Origin of the sequence: Streptomyces sp. NRRL S-31, assembly GCF_000718775.1 — a bacterium.
In the GTDB taxonomy this organism is placed as follows: domain Bacteria; phylum Actinomycetota; class Actinomycetes; order Streptomycetales; family Streptomycetaceae; genus Streptomyces.
On record NZ_JOCB01000020.1, the window covers coordinates 46949 to 72058 of the forward strand.

The window sequence follows — 25110 nt, forward strand, 5'->3', positions numbered from 1 at the left end:
CCATGACGTCTTCGACCCCTTCGCACCCCTCCGGTTCGGAGCAGCCTTCCGGCTCCGGGCGGCCCTCCGGTTCCGCGCAGGCTTCCGGTTCCGCCGAGCAGTCCACCGGCTCGGGCCAGCCTTCAGGCTCGGGCCAGCCTTCCGGCCCCGCGCAGCCCACCGGTTCCGCCGCGCAGCCCACCGGTTCCGCGCAGCCCGCCACCCCCGCGCAGTCCTCCCGGCCGGCTCGGCCCTCGCGGCGTGATCGTGCCGAGGCGCTGCCCGAGGAGTTGCGGGAGGCGTTGCGGCGGCGGCTCGCCGGGCGGGCCGGTGGCGCCGCCCCGGCCGCCCGGCAGGGCATCCCGCGCGCCGACCGGGACCGCCCGCTCCCGCTGTCCTTCGCGCAGCAGCGCCTGTGGTTCCTGGACCGGCTGCGGCCCGGCGACGCCCGCTACAACAGCGCGGTGGCCGTCCGTCTCACCGGCACGCCGGACCACCGGGCACTGAGCGCGGCCCTGGCCGCCGTGGTGGCCCGGCACGAGGCCCTGCGCACCACCTTCGAGGAGACCGACGGCCGCCCCGCGCAGCGCGTGCACCCGGCGGGCGAGGTGCCGCTGCCGGTGCGGGACGCCGGCGACCTGGACGCGGAGCTGCTGGCCGAGTACTCCCGCCCCTTCGACCTCAGGCAGGGGCCCCTGCTGCGCGCCGTGCTGCTGCGCGAGTCGGCGGCCTCGCACGTCCTGCTGCTGACGGCCCACCACATCGTCACCGACGGCTGGTCCATGGGCGTGGTCCTCGACGAGCTGTGCACCGCCTACGACGCCCTCGCGCGGGGCGCCGCGCCGGAACTGCCGCCGGTGGCCACGCAGTACCCGGACTTCGCGGTGTGGCAGCGCGCCCAGCTCTCGGGCCCCCGCCTGGAGAGCCGGCTCGCCCACTGGAGGGAGCGGCTGGCCGGCGCGTCGGCACCCGAGCTGCCCCTGGACCGGCCGCGGCGCGGCGAGGAGGCGGGGGCGGGCGCCGTCCACACCTTCGCCGTCCCGGCCCGCCTCGCCACGCGCCTGCGCGACCTCGCCGCCGAGCGGCACGGCACCCTGCACACCGCCCTGGTCGCCGCCGTCCAGGCGCTGCTGGCCCGCTGGTCCGGCCAGGACGACATCACCGTCGGCTCCCTCACCCCCGGCCGCGCCCGCACCGACCTCGAACGGACCGTCGGGTTCTTCGTGAACACCGTCGTGCTGCGCACCCCGGTGGACGCCGCCGGGTCCTTCCGCGATCTGCTGGGGCGGGCGGCCGAGACGGTGGGCGACGCCTTCGCCCACGGCGACACGCCGTTCGAGCGGATCGTGGAGGCGGTGGGCGCCCCCCGCGAGGCCGGCCGCAACCCGCTGTTCGACGTGATGGTCCTGCTGCACCCCGACCCGCCCGCCGCGACCGCCCCGCACGGGCTCGCCACCACCGCGGTCACCGTGCCCCGGCAGGCCGCCACCTTCGACCTGAGCATCGAGTTCGTACCGGACGGGGACGGGCTGACCGGTCTGCTGGAGTACCGCACCGACCTGTTCGACGCGGCCACGGCCGAGCGGATGGCCGGACAGCTGCTGCGCCTGCTGGAGGGCGCCTGCGCCACCCCCGACCGCCCGCTGGGCGCCCTGCCCCTGCTGACCGGGGAGGAGACCCGGCGGGTCCTGCGCGACTGGAACCCCGCCCCGCTCCCCGTGGCCGGCACCACCCACCCCGAGCTGTTCGAGCGCCGCGCGGCCCGCACCCCCGACGCCCCCGCCCTCGTCGCCGACGGCGAACGGCTGGACCACGCCGCCCTCAACGCCCGCGCCAACCGGCTCGCCCACCACCTCATCGCCCTCGGCGCCGGCGCCGAGGACCTGGTCGCGCTGCGGCTGCCGCGCACCGCCGACATGATCGTCGCGATCCTCGCCGTGTGGAAGTCCGGCGCCGGCTACCTCCCGCTGGACCCGGCGCTGCCCGAGGAGCGGGTCCGGTTCCTGCTGGACGACGCCCGCCCGGCCCTGGTGCTGGACGAGGCGGCCCTCGGCGCCGTGCCCGCGACCGCCCCGGACACCGATCCGACCGACGCCGACCGGCGCGCCCCGCTGGACCCGGACCACACCGCGTACGTCATCTACACCTCCGGTTCCACCGGCCGCCCCAAGGGCGTCGTGGTGTCCCACCGCTCCGCCCTCCACCTGCTCGCCGCCCACCGGGCCGGCTTCGTCGCCGAGGCGGGCGGCGGCCCGCTGCGGGTCGCGCTCACCGCCTCGTTCTCCTTCGACACCTCCCTCGAAGGGGTGCTGCTGCTGGCCGACGGCCACCCGCTGCACCTGGTCGACGAGACCACCCGGATGGACCCGGCCGCCCTCGTCGAGTACGTCGTCGAGCACCGGATCGACTTCCTCGACGTCACCCCCTCCTACCTGCGGCAGCTGCTGCCCGCCGGACTGCTCACCGACCCCCGGCACCACCCCCGGGTGCTCATGCTCGGCGGCGAGGCGATCGACCCCGCGCTCTGGCGGGAACTGGCCGCCCACCCCGACGTGGCCGCCCACAACTTCTACGGCCCCACCGAATGCACGGTCGACGCGCTGTCCTGCCGCGTCGACGGCGGCGACCGCCCGCTGGTCGGCCGCCCCCTGCCGGGCGTGCGCGCCTACGTGCTGGACGCCCGGCTCCAGCCGGTGCCGCCCGGCGTCGGCGGCGAGCTGTACCTGGCGGGCGCGCAGCTCGCCCGGGGCTACGCCGGCCGGCCGGGCCTGACCGCGGCCCGCTTCCTGCCCGACCCGTTCGCGGCGCCGGGGGAGCGGATGTACCGCACCGGCGACCTGGCCCGCTGGACCGCCGACGGCCGCCTCGACTACCTGGGCCGCGCCGACGACCAGATCAAGGTGCGCGGCCACCGCGTCGAGCCCGGCGAGATCGAGGCCGCCCTGCTCGCGCTGCCCGACGTCACCGCCGCCGCGGTCGTCGCCGTCCCCGACCGGCACGGCCACACCCGGCTCGCCGCGTACGTCGTCCCCGTGCCCGGCGCACCCCGGCCGGCCCCCGCCGACCTGCGCGCGGCCCTGCTCCGCGTGCTGCCCGACGCCCTCGTCCCCTCCTCGTACACCACGCTGGACGCGCTGCCGCTGACCTCCAACGGCAAGCTGGACCGCCGCGCCCTGCCGGAGCCCGGGAACACCGCGGACGAACGGGAGTTCACCGCCCCGCGCACCCCCGACGAGGAGACCCTGGCCGGCATCTGGGCCGAGGTGCTCGGGGTGGCCCGGGTGGGTGTCACGGACAACTTCTTCGAGCTGGGCGGCGACTCGATCCTGAGCATCCAGGCCGTCTCCCGGGCCCGCGCCGCGGGCCTGCGCATCGGCTCCCAGGACGTCTTCCGGCACCAGACGATCGCCGACCTGGCCGCCGCCGCGTCCCGCCGCACCGCCGCCGTACCCGCCCCCCGGCGCCCGCACCGGGACGGGCCCGCCCCGCTCGGTGCCGTCCAGGAGTGGTTCCTCGCCACCCACGGGCCGCTGCGGCACTTCAGCATGTCGATGCTGCTCGACCTGCCGTACGACCTCGACGAGCGGGCCCTGGAACGGGCGCTGGACGCCGTGGTGGCCCGCCACCCGGCCCTGCGCACCCGCTTCACCCGCACCGACGGCACCTGGCGGCAGCACCCCGGCACCGGCCCGGCCGGCGGGCTGCTGACCCGGTACGGCGCCGACACCCCGCCCGCCGAGGCCGCCAGCGCCGCCCGCGCGGCCCTGGACCCGGGCACCGGCGCCCTGCTGCGCGCGGCCCTGCTGACCGGCGGGGAACGCCCGCGCCTGTTCCTCACCGCCCACCACCTCGCCGTCGACAGCGTCTCCTGGCGCATCCTGCTCGCCGGCCTGGAGACGGCCTACCGGCAGGCGGCGGCCGGCGAGGAGCCCCGGCCGGAGCCCGAACACACCCCGTTCGCCGACTGGGCCCGTGCCCTGGCCGAACGGGTCCGGGCCGGCGACCTCGACGACGACGAGCCCTACTGGACGCGGGAGGCCGCCCTGCCGCGCACCCCGCTCCCCGTCGACCTCCCCGGCACCCCGCTCGCCGGGACCGTGCGCACCGTGCGCACCCGGGTGGACCGGGACACCACCGGGGCGCTGCTGCGCCGGGTGCCGGCCGCGTACCGCACCCAGGTCAACGACGTGCTGCTGAGCGCGCTCGGCCGGGTGCTGGCCGACTGGACGGGCGCCGACCGGGTGACCGTCGCGCTGGAGGGCCACGGCCGGGAGGAGGACCTGGCCGAGGGCGCCGACCTGTCCCGCACGGTCGGCTGGTTCACCACCCAGTACCCGGTCACCCTGACCCCGGCGGGCCCGGAGGACTGGGGCGCCACCCTCAAGTCCGTCAAGGAACGGCTGCGGGCCGTGCCCCGGCGCGGCCTGGGCTACCAGGCTCTCGGGCACCTCGGCTCGCCCCGGCCCCAGGCCCGCGCCCTCGGCGGACCGCCGCTGCCCCAGGTGTGCTTCACCTACCACGGGCAGTGGGAGGCGCCCGGCGGCGGGGACTTCGCCCCGGTCGCCGACGTACCCGGCCGGGACACGGACCCCGCCGCCCCGCTGGACCACCTGCTCGACGTGTCCGCCCTGGTGGCCGACGGCGAGCTGGAGATCACCTGGCACTACAGCGACCAGGTGCACCGGGAGGACACCGTACGGGAGCTGGCCGCGGGCATGGTGCGGGCGCTGGCCGCCATCGCCGAGCACTGCGCCCGCCCCGGCGCGGGCGGCCGCACCCCCTCCGACTTCCCGCTGGCCCGGCTGGACCAGGCCGGGGTGGACCGCCTGGCCGGCGACGGCCGGGACGTCGAGGACCTGCTGCCGCTCACCCCGCTCCAGGAGGGCATGCTCTTCCACCGGCTGGTCGGCGGACCGGACGACGTGTACGTCGACCAGGCCGCGCTGCTGCTGGACGGGGTCACCGACCCCGACGCCCTCGCCCTCGCCTGGCAGCGGGTCACCGACCGCACCCCCGCCCTGCGCACCTCGGTGGTCTGGGAGGGCGTGCCGGTGCCGCTCCAGGTCGTGCACCGCCACGTCACCGTGCCCGTCACCCACGCGGACTGGCGCGAACTCGACCCGGCGGAACGGGCCGAACGGCTGGACCGGCTGCGCGCCGACGACCTCGCACGCGGCCTCGACCTCGGCACGGCACCCCTGATGCGGCTCACCCTGGTCCGGCTCCCCGACGCCCGGTTGCACCTGCTGTGGACCTCCCACCACCTGATCCTGGACGGCTGGAGCCTCGCCCAGGTGCTCACCGACGTGTTCGAGGAGTACGCGGCGCTCACCGCCGGCACCGCGCCCCGGCCCCCGGCACGCCGGCCGTTCGGCGATTACGTGCGCTGGCTGGCCGGCCAGGACTCCGACGCCGCGCACGCGCACTGGCGGGCCGTCCTCGACGGGTTCGCCACCCCCACCCCGCTGCCCGTCGACCGCGTCCGGCGCCCCGGGCACGAGACCCGGTCCGCGGGCGTGCACACGGCCGGGCTGTCCGACGAGGTCTCCGCGCGGCTGGCCCGCACCGCCCGGGCGGCCGGGCTCACCCTCGGCACCGTGGTGCAGGGCGCCTGGGCGCTGCTGCTGTCCCGCTACAGCGCCGAGCCGGACGTGCTGTTCGGGACCACCGTCTCCGGCCGTCCCGACGACCTGCCCGGCGCCGAGTCCATGGTGGGCATGTTCATCAACACCCTGCCCACCCGCGTCCGCGTCGACGGCGGCCGGACCGCCGCCGCCTGGCTCGCCCGGCTCCAGGAGGAGCAGGCGTGGGCACGCCGGTACGCGGCGGTGTCCCTCGCCGAACTGACCTCGCTGAGCGACGTGCCGGCCGGCAGCCCGCTGTTCGACAGCATGGTGGCCTTCGAGAACTACCCCTTCGACGAGGCGCGTTCGGCCGTGACGGGGCTGCGCCTGGCGGACGTCTCCTCCCGCGACGCCACCAACTACCCGCTCGTGCTGCGGGCGTTCCAGGGCGAGCGGTTCGGCTTCGACCTCGCCTACGACCCGGAGCTGTTCGACGCCGCGACCGTGCGCGACCTCGCCGGCCGGCTGTGCCTGCTCCTCACCGAGCTGGCCGACGACCCGCACCGGCCCGTGCGCGACCTCGCCTGGACCACCGCCGAGGAGCGGCGGCGGATGCTGACCGACTGGAACGGCACCGAGCGGGGCCGGCCCGCCGACACCCTGGACGCCCTGTTCGCCGCCCAGGCCGCCCGCACCCCCGGCGCCGAGGCCGTCACCTGCGGCGCCGAACGGCTCGACTACGCCACCCTGGACGCGCGGGCGGGCCGCCTCGCGCACCGGCTCGCCGAACTCGGCGCCGGACCCGAGACGTTCGTCGCCCTCGCGCTGCCCCGCTCCGCCGACCTCGTCGTCGCCGTCCTCGCCGTCCTCAAGGCCGGCGCCGCCTACCTGCCCATCGACCCCGGGCTGCCCGCGGAGCGGATCCGGCACCTGCTCGCCGACGCGGGACCGGTCGCGCTGGTCACCACCCGGCGGACCGAGTCCGGCCCGGAGGTGCCCCGGCTGCTGCTGGACGACCCGGACGTGCGCGCCGACCTGGCCCGCCGCCCGGCCGCCGGCCCGCCCCGGCGCGCCCTGCCCGACAGCCCCGCCTACGCCATCTTCACCTCCGGCTCCACCGGCCGCCCCAAGGGCGTCGTCGTCCCGCACGCCAACGTGGTCCGGCTGTTCACCCGCACCCGGCACTGGTTCGGCTTCGGACCCGACGACGTGTGGACGCTGTTCCACTCCTACGCCTTCGACTTCTCGGTGTGGGAGCTGTGGGGACCGCTGCTGCACGGCGGACGGCTCGTCATCGTCCCCGAGGACACCGCCCGCTCCCCGGAGGACTTCCTGCGCCTGCTCGCCGACGAGCGGGTCACCGTCCTCAACCAGACCCCGTCCGCGTTCTACCCGCTGATCCGGGCGGACGCCGAACTGCGGGACGTCGGCGACCGGCTGGCGCTGCGCACGGTGATCTTCGGCGGCGAGGCGCTGGACGTGGGCAGGCTCGCCGACTGGTACGCCCGCCACCCCGACACCGCGCCCCGCCTGGTGAACATGTACGGCATCACCGAGACCACCGTGCACGTCACCCACGCCGGGCTGGACCGCTCCACCGCCCGCCCGGCCGCCGCGAGCCCCATCGGCACCGGCATCCCCGACCTGCGGCTCTACGTCCTCGACGACACCCTGAAGCCGGTACCGCCGGGCGCCGTCGGCGAACTGTTCGTGGCCGGCGAGGGCCTGGCGCGCGGCTATCTGAACCGGCCCGGCCTCACCGCCGCCCGCTTCCCCGCCGACCCCTTCGGCCGGCCCGGCACCCGCATGTACCGCACCGGGGACCGGGCCCGGTGGCGGGCCGACGGCACCCTGGAGTACCTGGGCCGCGCCGACCAGCAGGTGAAGATCCGCGGCTACCGCATCGAACCCGGCGAGATCGAGGCCGCCCTGCACGGCCACCCGGGCGTCGGCGCGGCCACCGTGGGCGTCTACGAGGACACCGCCGGGACCCGCCGGCTCGTCGCCCACGTCGTCGGCACCGGCGCCGCCGAGCCCCCGTCCGCCGCCGAACTCCGCGCCCACCTCGAAGGACTGCTGCCCGCGCACATGGTGCCGGCCGCCTACGTGCCGATGGCCGCGCTGCCGCTCACCGTCAACGGCAAGCTCGACCGGCGCGCCCTGCCCGCGCCCGGCCCCGACGGCTTCGCCGCCGACGGCACGCGCACTCCGCCGCGCACCCCGGCCGAACACCTGGTCGCCGCCGCCTGGACGGACGTACTGGACACCGACGAGGTCGGCGTCGACGACGACTTCTTCGCCCTCGGCGGCGACTCCATCCTCGCCGTACGCGTCACCTCCCGGCTGCGCGCCGCCTTCGGCACGGACGTCTCACCCCGGCTGCTGTTCACCCACTCCACGCTCGCCGGCCTCGCCGCCGCGCTGGGCGAGCCGCGCGCCGGGGACGGCGCCGACACCATCCCGGCCACCGACCCGGACGCCCCGGCGCCGCTGTCGTACGCCCAGCAACGCCTGTGGTTCCTCGACCGGTTCGAGCCGGGCAGCACCGAGTACACCACCCTGTCCGCGGTGCGGCTGCGCGGACCGCTCGACACCGCCGCCCTGCGCACGGCCCTGGACGGCCTGGTCGCCCGGCACGAGGCACTGCGCACCACGTTCGCCGAACACGACGGCCAGGCCCGGCAGATCGTCCACCCGCCCCGCCCGGTGGACCTGCCCGTGACGGACCTCGCGGACGCCGCCGCCCTGGACGGCCTGCTGGACCGGGAGGCCGCCACCCCCTTCGACCTGACCACCGGCCCCCTGCTGCGGGCCCGCCTGGCGCGGCTCGCCGCCGACGAGCACGTCCTCGTCCTGGCCGTGCACCACATCGTCACCGACGGCTGGTCCGTCGGCGTGCTGGGCCGGGACCTCGGCGAGCTGTACGCGGCGGCCCTGGCGCGGCGCCGCCCCGAACTGCCCGCACTGCCCGTCAGCTACCGCGACCACGCGGCCTGGCAGCGCTCCCGCGCCGACCGCGCCGAGGCCGAACTCGCCTACTGGCGCCGGACCCTGGACGGCGTCACCCCGCTGGAGCTGCCCACCGACCGGCCGCGCCCCGCCGTCCGCACCCGCGACGGCGCCCTGGTGACGTTCACCCTGCCCGCCGCGCTCACCGAGCGGCTGCGGGACCGCGCCGGGGAGGCCGACGCGACCCTCTACATGACCCTGGTGGCGGCCTGCCAGGTGCTGCTCGCCCGGTGGGCGGGCACCGAGGACGTCACCGTCGGCACCGTCACCGCCGGCCGGGACCGGGCCGAACTGCACGACGTGGTCGGCATGTTCGTCAACACCCTGGTGCTGCGCGGCCGGGTCGGGCCCGAGCTGACCTTCCGCGAGCTGCTCACCGAGGTGCGCGGCACCGTCCTGGACGCGTTCGCCCACCAGGAGGTGCCCTTCGAACGCGTGGTGGACGCCCTCCAGCCCGAGCGGGACACCAGCCGCACCCCGCTGTTCCAGGTGATGGTCGCCCTGCACAACCTCGGCGCCGAGCCACCCCGGCTGCCCGGCCTGGCGGCGGAGCCGGTGACCCCGCCGGTCCGCACCGCCGCCTTCGACCTCGCCTTCGACTTCGTCACCGGCGACGACGGCCTCACCGGACACCTGGAGTACAACACCGGCCTCTTCGACACCGACACCGCCGAACGCCTCGCCGCCCGGCTGCGCGTCCTGCTGGAGGCCGCAGCCGAGGACCCCGGACAGGCCGTCGGCCGGCTGCCGCTGATGACCGACGAGGAACGCGACCGGGTGCTCCGCCAGGGACAGGGCGCCCGGCTGCCCGAACCGGAGACCACCTTCCCCGCCCTGTTCGAGGCCCAGGCCGCCCGCACCCCGCGGGACACCGCCCTGGCCGCCCGCGACACCACCCTGGACTTCGCCGCGCTGAACGAGCGCGCCAACCGGCTCGCCCACCACCTCATCGCCCGGGGCGCCGGCCCCGAACAGGTGGTCGCCGTCCGGCTGCCGCGCACCTCCGAGCTGGTGGTGGCGCTGCTCGCGGTCCTCAAGGCGGGCGCCACCCTGCTCTGCCTCGACCCCGGGCTCCCCGCCGAACGCCAGGAGTTCCTGCTCTCCGACGCCCGCCCGCACACCCTGCTGACCGACCTGGACGCGGTGCCCTGGGACCGGCTGCCCGCCCACGACCCGACCGACGCCGACCGGCTCCGGCCGCTGCTGCCCTCGCACACCGCCTACCTCGTCTACACCTCCGGCTCCACCGGCCGCCCCAAGGGCGTCGCCGTCGAACACCGGAACCTGGTCAACCTCTGCCACGACCACCGCACGCACCTGCTCGCCCCGCACACCGCCGGCGGACGGCGGCTGCGCGCCGCGCTCAGCGCCTCTTTCTCCTTCGACACCTCCTGGGAAGGACCGCTGCTCCTCGCCCTCGGCCACGAGGTCCACCTCGTCGACGAGGACGTGCGCCTGGACCCGCGGGCGTTCTGCGACCAGGTCGTCGCGGACCGCCTCGACCTGGTCAACGTCACCCCGACCTTCCTGCGCGAACTGACCGCCGCCGGCCTGCTCGCGCCCGGCCGCCACCACCCGCGCCTGCTGCTCGTCGGCGGCGAGGCCGTCACCCCGGCCGGCTGGCGCGAACTGCTGCGCGCCGAACGGGAACAGGGCGTGGCGGTTTACAACATGTACGGACCCACCGAGACCACCGTCGACGCCGTCTACGGCCGCTCGGCCGACCGGCCCGACCGCCCGGTCATCGGCCGCCCCGGCGGCAACCTGCGCGCCCACGTGCTCGACGGCGCCCTGCGCCCGGTGCCGCCCGGGACCCCCGGCGAGCTGTACCTGGCCGGCGCCCAGGTCGCCCGCGGCTATCTGAACCGGCCCGGCCTCACCGCCGCCCGCTTCCTCGCCGACCCGTTCGGGGCACCGGGGGAGCGCATGTACCGCACCGGCGACCGGGCCCGCTGGGACCGGGACGGACGGCTGGAGTTCCTGGGCCGGGTGGACGAGCAGGTCAAGATCCGCGGGTTCCGCGTCGAACCCGGCGAGGTGGAGGCCGCCCTCCTGGAGCACCCGGACGTCACCGACGCCGCGGTCGCCGCCCGGGAACACGCCGGCCGCCTCATGCTCGTCGGCTATGTGGTGCCCGCCGCCGGACGCGTCCCGTCCGCCGACGCCCTGCGCCTCGCGCTGCGCCGCACCCTGCCCGACCACATGGTGCCCGCCGCCTTCGTCCCGCTCGCCCGCATCCCCCGCACCACCAGCGGCAAGACCGACCGGCGGGCCCTGCCCGCGCCACCCGCGCAGCCCGACAGCGCCACCCCCTACGTCGCCCCCCGGCCCGGCACGGAGGAACGCCTGGCGGCGATCTGGGCGGACGTGCTCGGCGTCGAACGCGTCGGCGCCCGCGACAACTTCTTCACGCTCGGCGGCGACTCCATCCTGAGCATCCAGATCGTCTCCCGCGCCCGGCAGACCGGACTCGCCCTCACCACCAAGGACGTCTTCCGCCACCAGACGGTCGCCGAACTCGCCCTGCGCGCCACCGAGTCGGCCCCGCGGCGGCCCGACGCCGGGGAACCGGCCGAGGCGCCGCTCAGCCCGATCCAGCACTGGTACCTGGACGGCCGCGAGCCGGGGCAGCGGCTGCGGTTCACCATGACCCAGCGCCTGGAACTCGCCCCCGGCACCGACGCCCGGGCGCTCCGGGCCGCCGCCGACGCCCTGGTGCGCCGGCACGCCGCCCTGCGCACCCGGTTCCGCCGCACCGCCGACGGCTGGCGCCAGGAGATCCTGACCGAGGCACCGGACGGCGTCCTCACCCGCCACCAGGTGGCCGCGCTGCCCGACCCGGAGCTGGAGAACGAGGTCCAGCGGCTCACCGACGAGGCACAGGCCGACCTCGACCCCACCACGGGACGGGTCGTCCGCTTCCTGTTCTTCGACCGCGGACCGGAGCGGGCCGGCCAACTGGTCGTCACCGCACACCACCTGGTCGTCGACGGCGTCTCCTGGCGCATCCTGCTCGCCGACCTGGAGACCGCCCACCGGGCGGCCGCGGCCGGACTGCCCGTCGAACTGCCCGCCCCGGGCACCTCCTTCGGCCACTGGACCGCCCGGCTGGAGCGGCACACCCGCGCCGGCGCCCTCGACGCCGACCTGCCGTACTGGCGGGGCACCGGCACCGCACCGGCCGAACTGCCCGCCGGCCGGCCCGGACCGAACACCCACGGCACCGCCGCCACCCTCACCGTCACCCTCGACCCGGAGACGACCGCCGCGCTGCTGCGCGAGGTCCCGGAGATCTACCGCACCCAGGTCAACGACGTCCTGCTCAGCGCCCTCGGCCGCACCCTGGCCCGCTGGTGCGGGCGGGACACGGTGCTGCTCGGCGTGGAGGGGCACGGCCGGGAGGAACTGTTCGCGGACGTCGACCTGTCCCGGACCGTCGGCTGGTTCACCGCCGAGTTCCCGCTCGCCCTGCGCGTCGACCCCGACGCCGGCTGGCACGACACGCTCCGCTCGGTCAAGGAACAACTGCGCGCCGTGCCGCTGCACGGCCTGAGCCACGGCGCGCTGCGCCACCTGGTGCCCGGTGGCCCGCTCGCCGGGGCCCCCGCCCCGCGGGTAGGCTTCAACTACCACGGCCGCTGGGACACGGACGGCGGCGGCACCGACGGCCTGCTCCGCGGCGCGCTGCCCCCGGCCGGCCGGGACACCGACCCCGACGAACCCCGGCCCTACCTCCTGGACATCACCGGCGTGGTCCAGCACGGCCGCCTCGAACTCGGCTGGACCTACCCGCCCGACGTCTACGACCAGGACACCGTCCGCCGTCTCGCCGAGGACATGCGCACGGCCCTGCGGGAGATCGTGGCGCACTGCGCCGACCCCGGCGCGGGCGGCCGGACCCCCTCCGACTTCCCCCTCGCCGGCCTCGGCCAGGACCAGCTGGACCGGCTCGTCGGCACCGGCCGGGACGTCGAGGACGTGCTGCCGCTCACCCCGCTCCAGTCCGGCATGCTCTTCCACGGCCTCGTGGACACCGAGCACGCCTACTTCGACCGCACCGCCGTACGACTGTCCGGGGTGGCCGACCCGCGCGCCTTCGCCGCCGCCTGGCAGCAGGTCGCCGACCGCACCCCGGCACTGCGCGGCAGCGTCCACTGGCACGGCCTGCCGCACCCGGTCCAGGTGGTCCACCGTCGTGCCGAACTGCCCGTCACCCACCTCGACTGGCGCGCGCTCCCGCCCGCCGAACGCGCCGAGGCCACCGAACGGCTGCTCGCCGAGGACCGCGCGGCCGGCCTGGACCTCACCACCGCGCCGCTCACCCGGCTCACCCTGGCCGCGCTGCCCGGCGACGAGGTGCTGCTGGTGTGGTCCACCCACCACATCGTCCTGGACGGCTGGAGCACCGGGCAATTGCTCACCGAGGTGTGCGAACGCTACGCCGCGCTCACCGGCGGCCCCGACCCGGCACCCCCGGTCCGGCGGCCCTTCGCGGACTTCCTGCACTGGCTGGGCGAGCAGGACGGGACGGCGGCCGAACGGCACTGGGCCGACGCCCTCGCCGGGTTCACCGCCCGCACCCCGCTGCCCTACGACCGCACGCCCGCCGAGGCGCACCGCGCCCGCTCGGCCGCCGCCGTCCACCACGAACTGGACGCGGAGGTCTCGCGCCGGCTGCGGGAGACGGCCGCCCGCGCCGGACTGACCGTCAACACCGTGGTGGAGGGCGCCTGGGCGCTGCTGCTGGCCCGCTCCAGCGGCCGGGACGACGTGGTGTTCGGCACCACCGTCTCCGGCCGCCCGGCCGAACTGCCCGGCGTCGAGGGCATGATCGGCATGTTCATCAACACCGTGCCGGCCAGGGTCCGGATCCCCGCCGGGCCGGCGCTGCCCTGGCTGCGCGACCTCCAGGAGCGGCAGAGCGACGCCCGCCGCCACGACTTCCTCGCCCTGCCCCGCATCCAGGCCGTCAGCGACATCCCGTCCGGCGAACCGCTCTTCGACAGCATGGTGGTCTTCGAGAACTACCCCGTGGACGAGTCGGCGACGGCCCGCACCGGCGTCCGGGTCGAGGAGGTGCGCGCCGACGACGCCACCACCTTCCCCTGGTGCCTCCGCGCCCACCTGGCCGAACGGCTCGGCTTCGACCTGGCCTACGACCCCGCCCTGTTCGACCCCGGCACCGCCGAGCGCGCCGCGGACCGGCTGGCCGCCCTGCTCACCACCCTCGCCGACGGGTTCGACATCCGCCTCGCCGACCTGGACCTGCTCACCCCGGCCGACCGCGAACTGCTCACCGCCTGGAACCGCACCGCCCGCCGGGCCGCCCCGCCGAGCCCCGTGGACCTGTTCGCCGAGCGGACGCGGCGCACCCCGGACGCGGTCGCGGTGCACGACGGCGACCGCCGGCTCACCTACCGGGACCTGAGCGACTGGGCACACGCCCTGGCCGCCCGCCTGCTGGCCGGCGGACTGGCCCCCGAGGACCGGGTGGCGCTGCTGATGGACCGCTCCGCCGAACTGGTCGTCGCCCAGCTCGCGGTCCTCCTGGCCGGCGGCGCCTACGTCCCCGTCGACCCCCGGGCCCCCGAGGAGCGCCGCCGCGCCCTGCTCGCCCAGGCGGGCGCGACCGTCCGGCTCACCGCCGCCGAGGTGACCGCCGCCCGCGGCACCGCCGCCGAGCGGCCGGTGCCGGCCGCCGACCCCGACCGGCTGGCGTACGTCATGTTCACCTCCGGCTCCACCGGGCTGCCCAAGGCGGTCGCGGTGCGGCACCGGGACGTGGCGGCGCTGGCCACCGACAGCCGGTTCACCGGCGGCGTGTGCGACCGGGTGCTGCTGCACTCGCCGGTCGCCTTCGACGCCGCCACCTTCGAGGTCTGGGCGCCGCTGCTCAACGGCGGCTGCGTGGTCGTGGCCCCGGACGGGGGCGTCGACGCGGCCGGGCTGCGCCGGCTGGCCGACGGCGGCGGGCTGACCGCGCTGTGGCTCACCGCCGGACTGTTCCGACTGCTCGCCCAGGACGCCCCCGACTGCTTCCGGGGCCTCACCCAGGTGTGGACCGGCGGCGACGTCGTACCGGCCCAGGCCGTGCGCCGGGTGCTGGCCGCCTGCCCCGGACTGACCGTCGTGGACGGCTACGGACCCACCGAGACCACCACCTTCGCCACCTCCCACGCCCTCACCGACCCGGCGGCGGTACCCGGCACGATCCCGGTCGGCCGGCCGCTGGACGACATGCGGGTGCACGTCCTCGACGCCCGGCTGCGCCCCGTGCCGCCGGGCTGCGCGGGCGAGCTGTACCTGGCCGGCGAGGGCGTCGCCCGCGGCTACCTGGGCCGCCCCGGCGACACCGCCGCGCGCTTCCCCGCCGACCCCCTCGGCCCGCCCGGCGCCCGCATGTACCGCACGGGCGACCTGGCCCGGCGGCGGCCGGACGGCACCGTCGAGTTCCTCGGCCGCGCCGACGACCAGGTGAAGATCCGGGGCTTCCGGGTGGAGCCCGGCGAGGTGGAGGCCGCGCTCGCCGCCCACCCGGACGTGGCGGACGTGGCCGTACTGGCCCGCGAGGACCGGCCGGGCGCCAAACGCCTCGTGGCCTACGTCGTCGGACCGGCCGCCCAGGACGCCGAGGGCCTGCGGGCCTTCGCCGCCCGTACCCTGCCCGACTACCTCGTCCCCGCCGCCGTCGTCCCGCTCACCGTGCTCCCGCTCAGCCGCAACGGCAAGGTCGACCGCGCCGCCCTGCCCGCGCCGGAGGCCCTTGCGGGCCGTGCCCGGGTCGAGCCCCGCACCGACGCCGAACGCCGCACGGCGGCCGTCTTCGCGGAGGTGCTGGGCAGCGAACCCCCCGGCGTGGAGGACGACTTCTTCCAGCTCGGCGGCGACTCGATCCTCAGCATCCGGCTCGCCTCCCGGCTCGCCGAGACCTTCGACACCGACCTCACCCCGCGCGCCGTGTTCGGCCACCCCACACCGGCCGCCCTGGCCCGGCTGCTCGGCGACCGGCGGGGCTCCGGCCGCCCGGCGCTCGTCCCGGCCGCCCGCGACGCGGTCGCCCCGATGTCCCACGCCCAGCAACGCCTGTGGTTCCTCCACGAGTTCGAGCCGGGCGGCGCCGAGTACGTCACCGCGCTCGCCCTGCGGCTGCGCGGCCGGCTGGACACCGGCGCGCTCCGCGCGGCCCTCGACGCCGTGGTGGCCCGGCACGAGTCGCTGCGCACCACCTTCGACAGCGTCGACGGCCACGGCATCCAGCGCGTCCACCCGCCGCGGGAGGTGCCGCTGCCCGTGCACGACCTGACCGGGCTCGACGGCGCGGAAGCGGAGCGGGAACTGCGCCGGCTGCTCGCCGAGGAGCGCACCCGCCCCTTCGACCTGCGCGAGGGACCGCTGCTGCGGGCCGCGCTGGTCCGGTGCGCCGAGGACGACCACGTACTCACCCTCGCCCTGCACCACATCGTCACCGACAGCTGGTCCACCGGCGTCCTGCTCGGCGACCTCGCCCACCACTACCGCGCCGGACTCGGAGCCGGCCGGCCGGACCTGCCGCCGCTGCCGGTGCAGTACGCCGACTACGCGCACTGGCAGCGCACGGCCGGTGACGCCGAGGCCGACGAGCACCTCGCCCACTGGAAGGAGCGGCTGGCCGGTCTCGCGCCGCTGGAACTGCCCACCGACCGCCCCCGGCCGCCGGTGCGCACCAGCGCAGGGGCGACCACCCGGCTGGTGGTGCCCGCCCCGACCGCCCGGCGGCTCACCCGGCTCGCCCGGGACCACGGCACCACCCTGTTCACCACGCTCGTCGCCGCCGCCCAGGCCTACCTCGCCCGGCTCACCGGCGCCGAGGACATCGCCGTCGGCACCGTCACCTCCGGCCGCGACCGGCCCGAGACCCAGGCCCTCGTCGGGTTCTTCGTCAACACCCTGGTGCTGCGCTCCCGCGCCGAGGCCCGACGGCCGTTCACCGGGTTCCTCGACGACGTACGGCAGACCGTCCTCGACGCCTTCGCCCACCAGGACGTGCCGTTCGAACGGGTCGTGGACGAGGTCCAGCCCGTCCGCGACACCAGCCGCAGCCCGCTCTTCCAGGTCATGGTCGTCCTCCAGAACACCCCGGCCGCCGCGCTCGACCTGCCCGGCCTGGACGTCACCGACGTCGAACCGGAGTCGGACCAGGCCGCGTTCGACCTCACCCTGGAGTTCGCCGCGACCGGCTCCGGAGCCCTGCACGGCCTGCTCACCTACAACACCGACCTGTTCGACGCGGCCACCGCCGAACGGATGGCCGGACAGCTCGGCACCCTGCTGCACGCTGTCGCCGAGGACCCCGGCCGCGCCCTCGGCGCGCTGCCGCTGACCTCCGACGACGAGCTGAAGACCCTGCTGGACCAGGGCCGCGGCGGCTTCCGCCCGGTGCCCGAGACCACCCTGCCCGCCCTGTTCGAAGCGCGGGCGGCCCGTACCCCGGACGCCGTCGCGCTGATCGACGAGGACCGGGAGCTGACCTACGCGGAGGTCGACCGGGCCGCCAACCGGCTGGCCCACCGGCTCCTCGGGGACGGCGTCGGACCCGAGCGCGTGGTGGCCCTCGCGCTGCCCCGCTCGGCGGCCACCGTGGTCGCCCAGCTCGCCGTCGCCAAGGCCGGCGGCGCCTTCCTGCCCGTGGACCCCGACTACCCGCCGCAGCGCCGGGAGTTCATGATCCGGGACGCCGGCGCCCACCTGGTCCTCGGCGACCCGGCCGCGGTGTGGTCCGCCGACGGACCGGAGACGGCCCCCACGGACGCCGACCGCGGCACCGCGCTCACCCCCGGCCACCCCGCCTACGTCATCTACACCTCCGGCTCCACCGGCACCCCCAAGGGCGTCGTGGTCACCCACCGGGGCCTCGCCTCCTTCGCCGCGGCGGCCGCCGAGCGGTACGCGGCGGGCCCCGGCGACCGGGTGCTCCAGTTCGCCTCCCCGAGCTTCGACGCCTCCGTGCTGGAACTGTGCGTCTCCCTGCTCAGCGGGGCCGCGCTGGTGACCGGCGAGGAGGGGCCGCTGGTCGGGGAACGGCTGGCGGAGGTGCTCGCCGGACGGCGGATCAGCCACGCGCTGATCCCCCCGGCGGCGCTGGCCACCGTCCCGCCGGAGGCCGCCGCCGCGCTGCCCGGGCTGCGCACCCTCATCGTGGGCGCCGAGGCATGCCCGGCCGACCTGGTCGACACCTGGGCCCCCGGCCGCCGGATGATCAACTCCTACGGGCCGACCGAGGCCACGGTGGTCGCCACCTGGACCGGCCCGCTGGCCCCCGGCACCGGCGCCCCGCCCATCGGCCGCCCCTCCGGCGGCACCCGCGTGCACGTGCTGGACGCCGCCCTGCGCCCGGTGCCGCCCGGTGTGACCGGCGAGCTGTACATCGCCGGGCCGGGCCTCGCCCGCGGCTACCTGGGCCGGCCCGGACTCACCGCCCAGCGGTTCCTGCCCGACCCGTTCGGCGCGCCGGGGGAGCGGATGTACCGCACCGGGGACCTGGTGCGCTGGACCGCGGACGGCCGGCTCCGGTTCGCCGGCCGCGCCGACGACCAGGTCAAGCTGCGCGGCTTCCGCATCGAGCCCGGCGAGATCGAGAGCGCGCTGCGCCGCAGCCCGCTGGTGCGGGACGCGGTGGTCGTCGTACGCGCCCAGGAGACACCCGGCGGCCAGGAGACGCCCGGCACCCAGGACGGGTCCGCCGCCCGGGGCTCGTCCGGCGCCCCGGCCCGGCTGGTCGCCTACGTCGTACCGGCGCGGCAGCCGGGCACGGCGTCCACGGACACCGAGTCCCCGGACGCCGCCCCGTCCGGCACCGCCCCGTCCGGCACCGCGCTGTCCGTCGGCGAGCTGCGGCTGCACCTGGCCGGGCTGCTGCCCCCGCACATGGTGCCCTCGGTCTTCGTGCCGCTCGACCGGCTGCCGCTCACCCCGAACGGCAAGCTCGACCGGCGGGCCCTGCCCGCGCCCGGGCCCGCCCAGGCGCCGGACGGACCGCGGACCGCGCCGCGCACCGACACCGAACGCCGTATCGCCCGCATCTGGGCCGATGTGCTCGGCATCGAGGAGGTCGGCGCCGACGACAACTTCTTCGCGCTCGGCGGCGACTCCATCCTGAGCATGCAGGTCGTCTCACGGCTGCGCCGCGACGGCCTGCACGTGGCCACCCGGGACCTGTTCACCCACCAGAGCGTCGCCGAACTCGCCACCGTGGTCCGCGCCGCGCCCCGGCGGGCCGCCGACGGCCCGGTCACCGGCGAGGTGCCGCTCACCCCGATCCAGGAGTGGTTCCTCACCACCCCCCGCGCGGCCCACCACCACTTCAACCAGTCCGCGCTGCTGGAACTCGACGGCCGCCCCGACCCGCGCGCGCTGCGCGCCGCGCTCGACGCCCTGCTGGAGCACCACGACGCCCTGCGCATGCGGTTCACCCGGGACGAGCACGGCTGGCGGCAGTTCAACCCGCCGCCCGGCACCGGCCACGACCTCCTCGTCCGGCACGACCTGACCGGACTGAACGCCGAGGAGGCCGACGCGGCCATGGCGAAGGCCGCCGACGCGCTGCACGCGGGCTTCGACCTGGCCGGGGGCCCGAAGCTGCGGGCGGCCCTGTTCACCGGGGACCCGGGGCGGCCCGCGTTCCTGCTGCTCGTCGCCCACCACCTGGTGGTGGACGCCGTCTCCTGGCGCATCCTGCGCGACGACCTGGAGACCGGCTACCGGCAGGCCCGCCAGGGCGGCCCGGTCACACTGGGGGAGCGCGGCACCAGCTTCCGCGAGTGGTCCCGGCGCCTGGCCGCGCACGTCGCCGAGGGCGGCCTCGACCACGAACTGCCCCACTGGGAGCAGGCGGTGGGCACCGAACCCGCCGCCCCGGCGGACCCCGACCCGGGCCCGCACCCCGCCGCCGAGGCCGGACCGGCCGCCACGGTGAGCGTGGAACTCGACGAGGACGACACCACCGCCCTGCTGCGCTCCGCGCCCACCGCCTACCGCACCCGCGTCAACGACGTGCTCCTCGCCGCCCTCACCGTGGCGCTGGCCCGGTGGACCGGACGCGACCGGGTCCGCGTGGACCTGGAGGGCCATGGACGCGAGGACCTCCTCGACGGAGTCGACCTCTCGCGCACCGTCGGCTGGTTCACCACCGTCTACCCGGTCGCCGTCCGGGTGCCCGACCCCGGCGACCTCGGCCCGGACCGCGACTGGCGGTCCCTGGTGAAGTCGGTGCGCCGCCAGCTGCGGGCCGTACCCGGCAACGGCATCGGCTACGGCGCCCTGCGCACGTTCGGCCCGGCCGAGGTCCGCGAACGCCTCGGCACCCGGGCCCACAGCCAGGTGGTGTTCAACTACCTCGGCCAGTGGGACGCCCGCCCCGAGACCCCGGACGGCGGCCTGGTCCGCGTCGAACACGGCTCCTTCGGGCAGGACCACGACCCGCGGGACCCCGGCTCGCATCCGGTGGAGGTGGTCGGCGCGGTGCAGCACGGCCGGCTCGCCTTCACCTGGCACCACCGGCCGGGCTTGCACGACACGGAGACCGTGCGCCGGGTGGCCGAGGAGTTCGCCGAAGCCCTGCGCCACCTCGCCCGGCACGCCCGGGGAGGCCGGTGACCACACCCCGGCCCCGCGAGGCACCGCCCCGGCGGACCGCCCGGCACGGCCCTCGCGCGCCCCGCGCCCCGACCGCCCGCCCCGTTCCGACCGCACACCACGACCCCACCGGCCATCCGATCCGGACGACGAAAGAAGGCGACATGGACGAGAACACCCGCTACCAGGTGCTGCGCAACGACGAGGAGCAGTACTCCCTCTGGCCCGTGGACATCGAGGTGCCCGCCGGCTGGCAGCCCGTCGGCAAGGAGGGCACCGTGGCCGAGTGCTCCGCGTACGTCGACGAGGTCTGGACCGACATGCGGCCCAAGAGCCTGCGCGAACGCATGGAGAACGCCGGCGCCTGAGCGGCGTACCCGCACCGACACGCCGGGCCGGCCGCACCCGCGCCGGCCCGGCGCCTCCCCCCCCACGCGTCGCCGTCCCGGCGCCCCACCGCCCTCGGCCCCCACCGCACCGCATCCCACCCGAGGAGCCCGCCATGACCCCCGTCCTGCGCACCGAACGCCTGGACTTCCTCCCCTACCGGCCCGAACACGAGGACGACTTCGTCGCCCTGCTGCGCGACGCCGAGGTGTGCCGCTGGATGGGGCAGGACCTCGTGCCCGAACCGCGGTTGCGCGAGCTGTTCCGGGCCATCCTCACCGACGTCTACCCCCAGCGCCGGTTCGACGTCTGGGGCGTGTGGCTGGAGGGCGCCTACGCCGGCCACGCCGAGGTGAAGCCGACCGGCAACGTCGACGGCCATGAACTGGTCACCGCCCTCGCCCCCGCGTTCTGGGGGCGCGGACTGGGCGGCGAGGCGGTACGCGGCCTGCTCCGGCACGCCGCCGACAACCTGGGGCTGACCGAGGCGTACGGCATGGTCGGCGCCGGGAACACCGCCAGCCTGTCGATGTGCCGGCGCCTGGGCTTCCGCCACCTCCGCGACGTCGTCGCCGACGACGGCTCCGTGACGAAGCTGCTGGTCATCTCCACGGCCACCGCGCCGGACACACCGGAGGGCGGACACGGGGCGACGGAGACGGCCGGGGCGGCGCGTGCCGTGGGCGGGCCCGGCGAGGACCCCGCATGAGCCGGGCGCCGCTGCGTGCGGACGCCGCCGGTGCGGCGGGGACCGGGCCCGCGCCGGGGCTGTGGCGGAACCGGGACTTCAACCTGCTGTGGACCGGCCAGTGCCTGTCCGACCTGGGCGGCGCCCTGGTGGACCTGGCGCTGCCCCTGCTGGTGCTCCAGCTGACCGGGTCCCCGGCCCGGGCCGGGCTCGTCGGCACCGCCGGACTGGTCACCACCCTGGTGTGCCGGCTGCCCGCCGGCGTCCTCGCCGACCGCTTCGACCGGCGCCGGCTGATGATCGTCTGCGATCTGCTGCGGCTCGCCGGGTACGCCCTGCTCGGCTGGGCGGTCGCGGCGGGCACCGCGAGCCTGCCGTTGATCGTCGCCGTGGTGGTCGCCGGTGCCGCCGCCACGGCCGTGTTCAGCACCGCCGAGCACGCCTGCGTCCGCAATCTGGTCCGCCCCGACCAGCTCACCGCCGCCGTCGCCCGCAACGAGGCGCGGGCCTACGGCGTCTCGCTGGCCGGGCCGCCGCTGGGCGGCCTGCTGTTCGGGCTCGGCCGCGCCCTGCCCTTCCTCGGCAACGCCCTGAGCTACCTGTTCTCCCTGCTGGCCGTCTCCGGCATCCGCCGGCCCCTCCAGGAGGCCCGGCGGGCACGGGCGCAGGAGGCACCGGCGGTCGGCGCCTCAGCCGCGCAGGGCCTGCGCTTCCTGCTGGGCCACCCCTTCCTGCGCGCCCTGCTGGTGATCGCCGCCCCGCTGAACATGGCCTTCACCGGCATGATCTTCGCGATGACCCTCGCGCTGCGCCGGGCCGGCGCCCCACCGGCCCTGGTGGGCCTCGCCGGCACGATCTTCGCGCTGGGCGGCCTCCTCGGCGCCTTCCTGGCACCGGTGCTCCAGCGGCGGCTGCGGCTCCCCGTCCTGATCACACTGCTGTGCTGGGCGACCGCCGCGCTGATGGCGGTCAGCACGCTGCTGGCCGGCACGGTGCAGGCCGCCGTACCCCTGGCCGCCGCCGTGTTCCTCGGGCCCACCGCGAACGCGGCCCTCTTCGCCCACCAGGCCGCCGTCACCCCCGACCACCTGCAAGGCCGCGTGGTCGGCGGCGTCCTGCTCGCCGCCGGTTCGGCCGCCGCGCTCGCCCCCGCCCTGGCCGGCGCCCTGCTGGCCCGCTTCAGCCCGGCCCCGGCCATGCTGGTCTTCCCGCTGCTGGTCACCGCCGCCGCGATGACCGCCACCTTCGGCAAGGGCATCCGGACCGTGCCCGGCTAGCACGGGCGCACAGGGGCTGCGCGGGCGGCCGACACGCGCTGTAATGGCGACGTGGTGAGTGAGGGCGCCGCGATCGGCGAGAACGCGATCGGCGGGAAGAAGACGGGACCGGAGCGTGCCGAAGCCGCCCTCGCCTCGCTGACGGCGTCCCCGGCCGCCCCGGACCGGACGCGCCGGGTCCTGGAGCAGGCGCTCGTGTTCGCCGGGGCCTCCTTCGCCGGGGTGTACACGCCCGGCGACGACCCCGCGCTGCTCACCCTCGCCGAGTCGGCCGGTCTGCCGCGTACCCTGTGCGGCCTGCGGGACGGCTACCCGGTGGCCGGCTCCTTCCCGGTCGCCGAGGTGTACCGCACCCGGCGCGCGCTCTGGCGGGACCCCGCCGGACCGGCCGGCCACCCGGACGCGCGCCGCACCCCGGCCGCCGGCTTCGCCCTGGCCGTGCTGCCGCTCGTCCCGGCGGACGGCGGCTGCCTGCTGGCCGCCGGCGAGCGCCCCGGCGGATTCGGTCCCGACGAACGGGCCTGCCTGGAGCTGATCGCCCGCGCCGTCGCCGTACCCGGCCCGGCCGCCGTCCGGGACACCGGCGAACCGCCCGCGGACGGCTTCAGCCTGGCCATGGACACCGGCCGGGTCGAGGCCGGCACGGAGCTGCTGCGGCTGTTCGGGATCGGCCGGGAGGGCTTCGACGGCAGGGTGGAGACCCTGCTCGGCCATGCGGTGCCCGAGGACCTGCCGGCGCTGATGTCCGTGGTGGAGGCCGACCACATGTCCGTCGGCGAACGCGAGCTGGAGTTCCGCGTCCACCGCTCCGCGGGCCCGCCCAGGTGGCTGCGGCTGCGGGGCCGCCTGGTGCCCGGCGGCGAGGGCCGTGCCGCCCGGCTCGTCGGCACGCTCGCCGACGCCTCCACGCTGAGCTCCGACGTCACCGACGTGGCCCGGGTGCAGCGGCTGGCCGCCGCCCTCGCCACCGCCGGCACCGTCAAGGACGTCGGCCGGGCCGTCGTCGCCGCCCTGCGCCGACCGCTCCGAGCCGACCGGATCGCCCTGGCCGAGCTGGAGAACGACCGGCTGGTCTTCACCGTCCTCGACCCGCCCGGCCCCGACGCCTGGCCCGAGCTGTGGCGCAGCGAGTGGCGCACCGAGTGGCCGGACGCGCCGGTGCGGGCCATGCCCACCCTGGCCGCCGCGCTGCGCGCGGGCCGGGCCCGGATATGGCCCGCCGGAGCGCCGCTGGAGCCCGCCCTCGGCGAGGTCGGCCCCGGTGGTCTCGCCGTGCTGCCGCTGCCCGCCGGCGGTCGCGTGGCCGGCGCCTGCCTGATCGGCTGGGACCGCCCGCACGACTTCCCTTCCGACGAACGCGCCCTGCTCACCGCCTGCGCCGGGCTGACCGGCCAGGCCCTGCTGCGCGCCCACGCCTTCGACGCCGAGCACGAACTCGTCGGCATGCTCCAGCGCACCCTGCTGCCGCGCCGCCTGCCCCGGCTGCCCGGCGGGGTCGCCGTCGCCCGCTACCTGCCCACCACGGCCGGCCTGGACGTCGGCGGCGACTGGTACGACGTGATCCCGCTCGCCGACCACCACGTCGCCCTCGTCATCGGCGACGTCCAGGGCCACAACGCGGGCGCCGCCACCCTGATGGGCCAGATGCGCACCGCCCTGCGCGCCTACGCGGCCGAGGGCCACGCCCCGGACGTGGTCGTCGCGCACGCCAACCGGCTGCTGCTGGACATGGAGACCGACCTCTTCGCCACCTGCGCCTACGTCGACGTCGACATGGAGGACGGCACCGCCTGGTGCGTACGCGCCGGACACCTCCAGCCGGTGCTGCGCCACCCGGACGGCGGCACCGAGATCCTGCGGGCCGAGGGCGGGCCGCCGCTGGGCGTGCTGGCCCGGGCCGAGTTCCCGATGACCCCGCTGCGGCTCCGCCCCGGCACCGTGCTCGCGCTGACCACCGACGGCCTGGTGGAGTCGCCGGGCACCGACCTCGACACCGGCATGGACCGGCTGGCCCGCGAACTGGCCGCCGCCGACCCCGCCCACCTCGGCCTGGTCGCCGACGCGCTGCTGACCGGCGCCCACCGCGGCGACGACGTGGCGCTGCTGCTGATGCGCTACGACGGCATGGCCGTACGGCCGCTCAGGGAGAGCTGGACGGTGTGGCGGGTGCCGGAGGCGGCCCGGCACGCCCGCCGGTTCACCCGGCGCACCCTGCGCGCCTGGGACGTACCCGGGGACACGGTCGACGCGGCCCTGCTGGTGGTCTCCGAACTCGTCACCAACGCGCTGGTGCACACCGGCGGCCCGGTCCGCCTCGACCTCAGCCTGGTCGGCCACCGGCTGCGGCTGGCCGTCGCGGACTCCTCCCCGCGCAGCCCCGCGCAGCCCACCAGCATCGGCTGGGAGGCCACCGGCGGCCGGGGGATCCTGCTGGTGGAGGCCGTGTCGGCGGCCTGGGGCACGGTTCCGGTCAGCGGCGGCAAACAGGTCTGGGCGGATCTCGTACCCGGCGGCTGACCGGCCGGCCGGGTGCGTACGGGCTCCGTTCGGGGCGGTTGGGGAGGCGCGTCCCACAACTCCTGCCTAGGGTCGGTAG

General features: G+C 76.9%; 5 protein-coding genes. All 5 read left to right on the top strand.

Translation table 11 applies throughout. From position 1 onward, the window contains the following. Positions 1–2: 2 nt before the first annotated feature. The 5 genes from IF37_RS0110895 (at position 3) to IF37_RS0110915 (ending at position 25031) form a co-directional block, all read left to right on the top strand. Positions 3–20183 (top strand): non-ribosomal peptide synthase/polyketide synthase, encoded by a 20181-nt coding sequence (locus tag IF37_RS0110895; RefSeq protein WP_253915727.1) that lies wholly within the window; start codon positions 3–5, stop codon positions 20181–20183. 143 nt (positions 20184–20326) lie between these two features. Continuing rightward, complete coding sequence (locus IF37_RS0110900; protein WP_030739799.1) at positions 20327–20530, top strand: MbtH family NRPS accessory protein; 204 nt, start codon at positions 20327–20329, stop codon at positions 20528–20530. Between the two features lie 134 nt (positions 20531–20664). Next, a complete protein-coding gene (locus tag IF37_RS0110905) occupies positions 20665–21258 on the top strand; it encodes a GNAT family N-acetyltransferase (protein ID WP_030739801.1) in 594 nt (197 codons plus the stop codon). Then, positions 21255–22514: an MFS transporter gene (locus IF37_RS0110910; RefSeq protein WP_079165663.1), complete on the top strand. Its 1260-nt coding sequence runs from the start codon at positions 21255–21257 to the stop codon at positions 22512–22514. The genes IF37_RS0110905 and IF37_RS0110910 overlap by 4 nt, the downstream gene beginning before the upstream one ends. A 54-nt stretch (positions 22515–22568) precedes the next feature. Continuing rightward, on the top strand, positions 22569–25031 hold the full coding sequence (locus IF37_RS0110915; RefSeq protein ID WP_030739805.1) for a SpoIIE family protein phosphatase: 2463 nt from the start codon (positions 22569–22571) through the stop codon (positions 25029–25031). Positions 25032–25110: the final 79 nt, after the last annotated feature.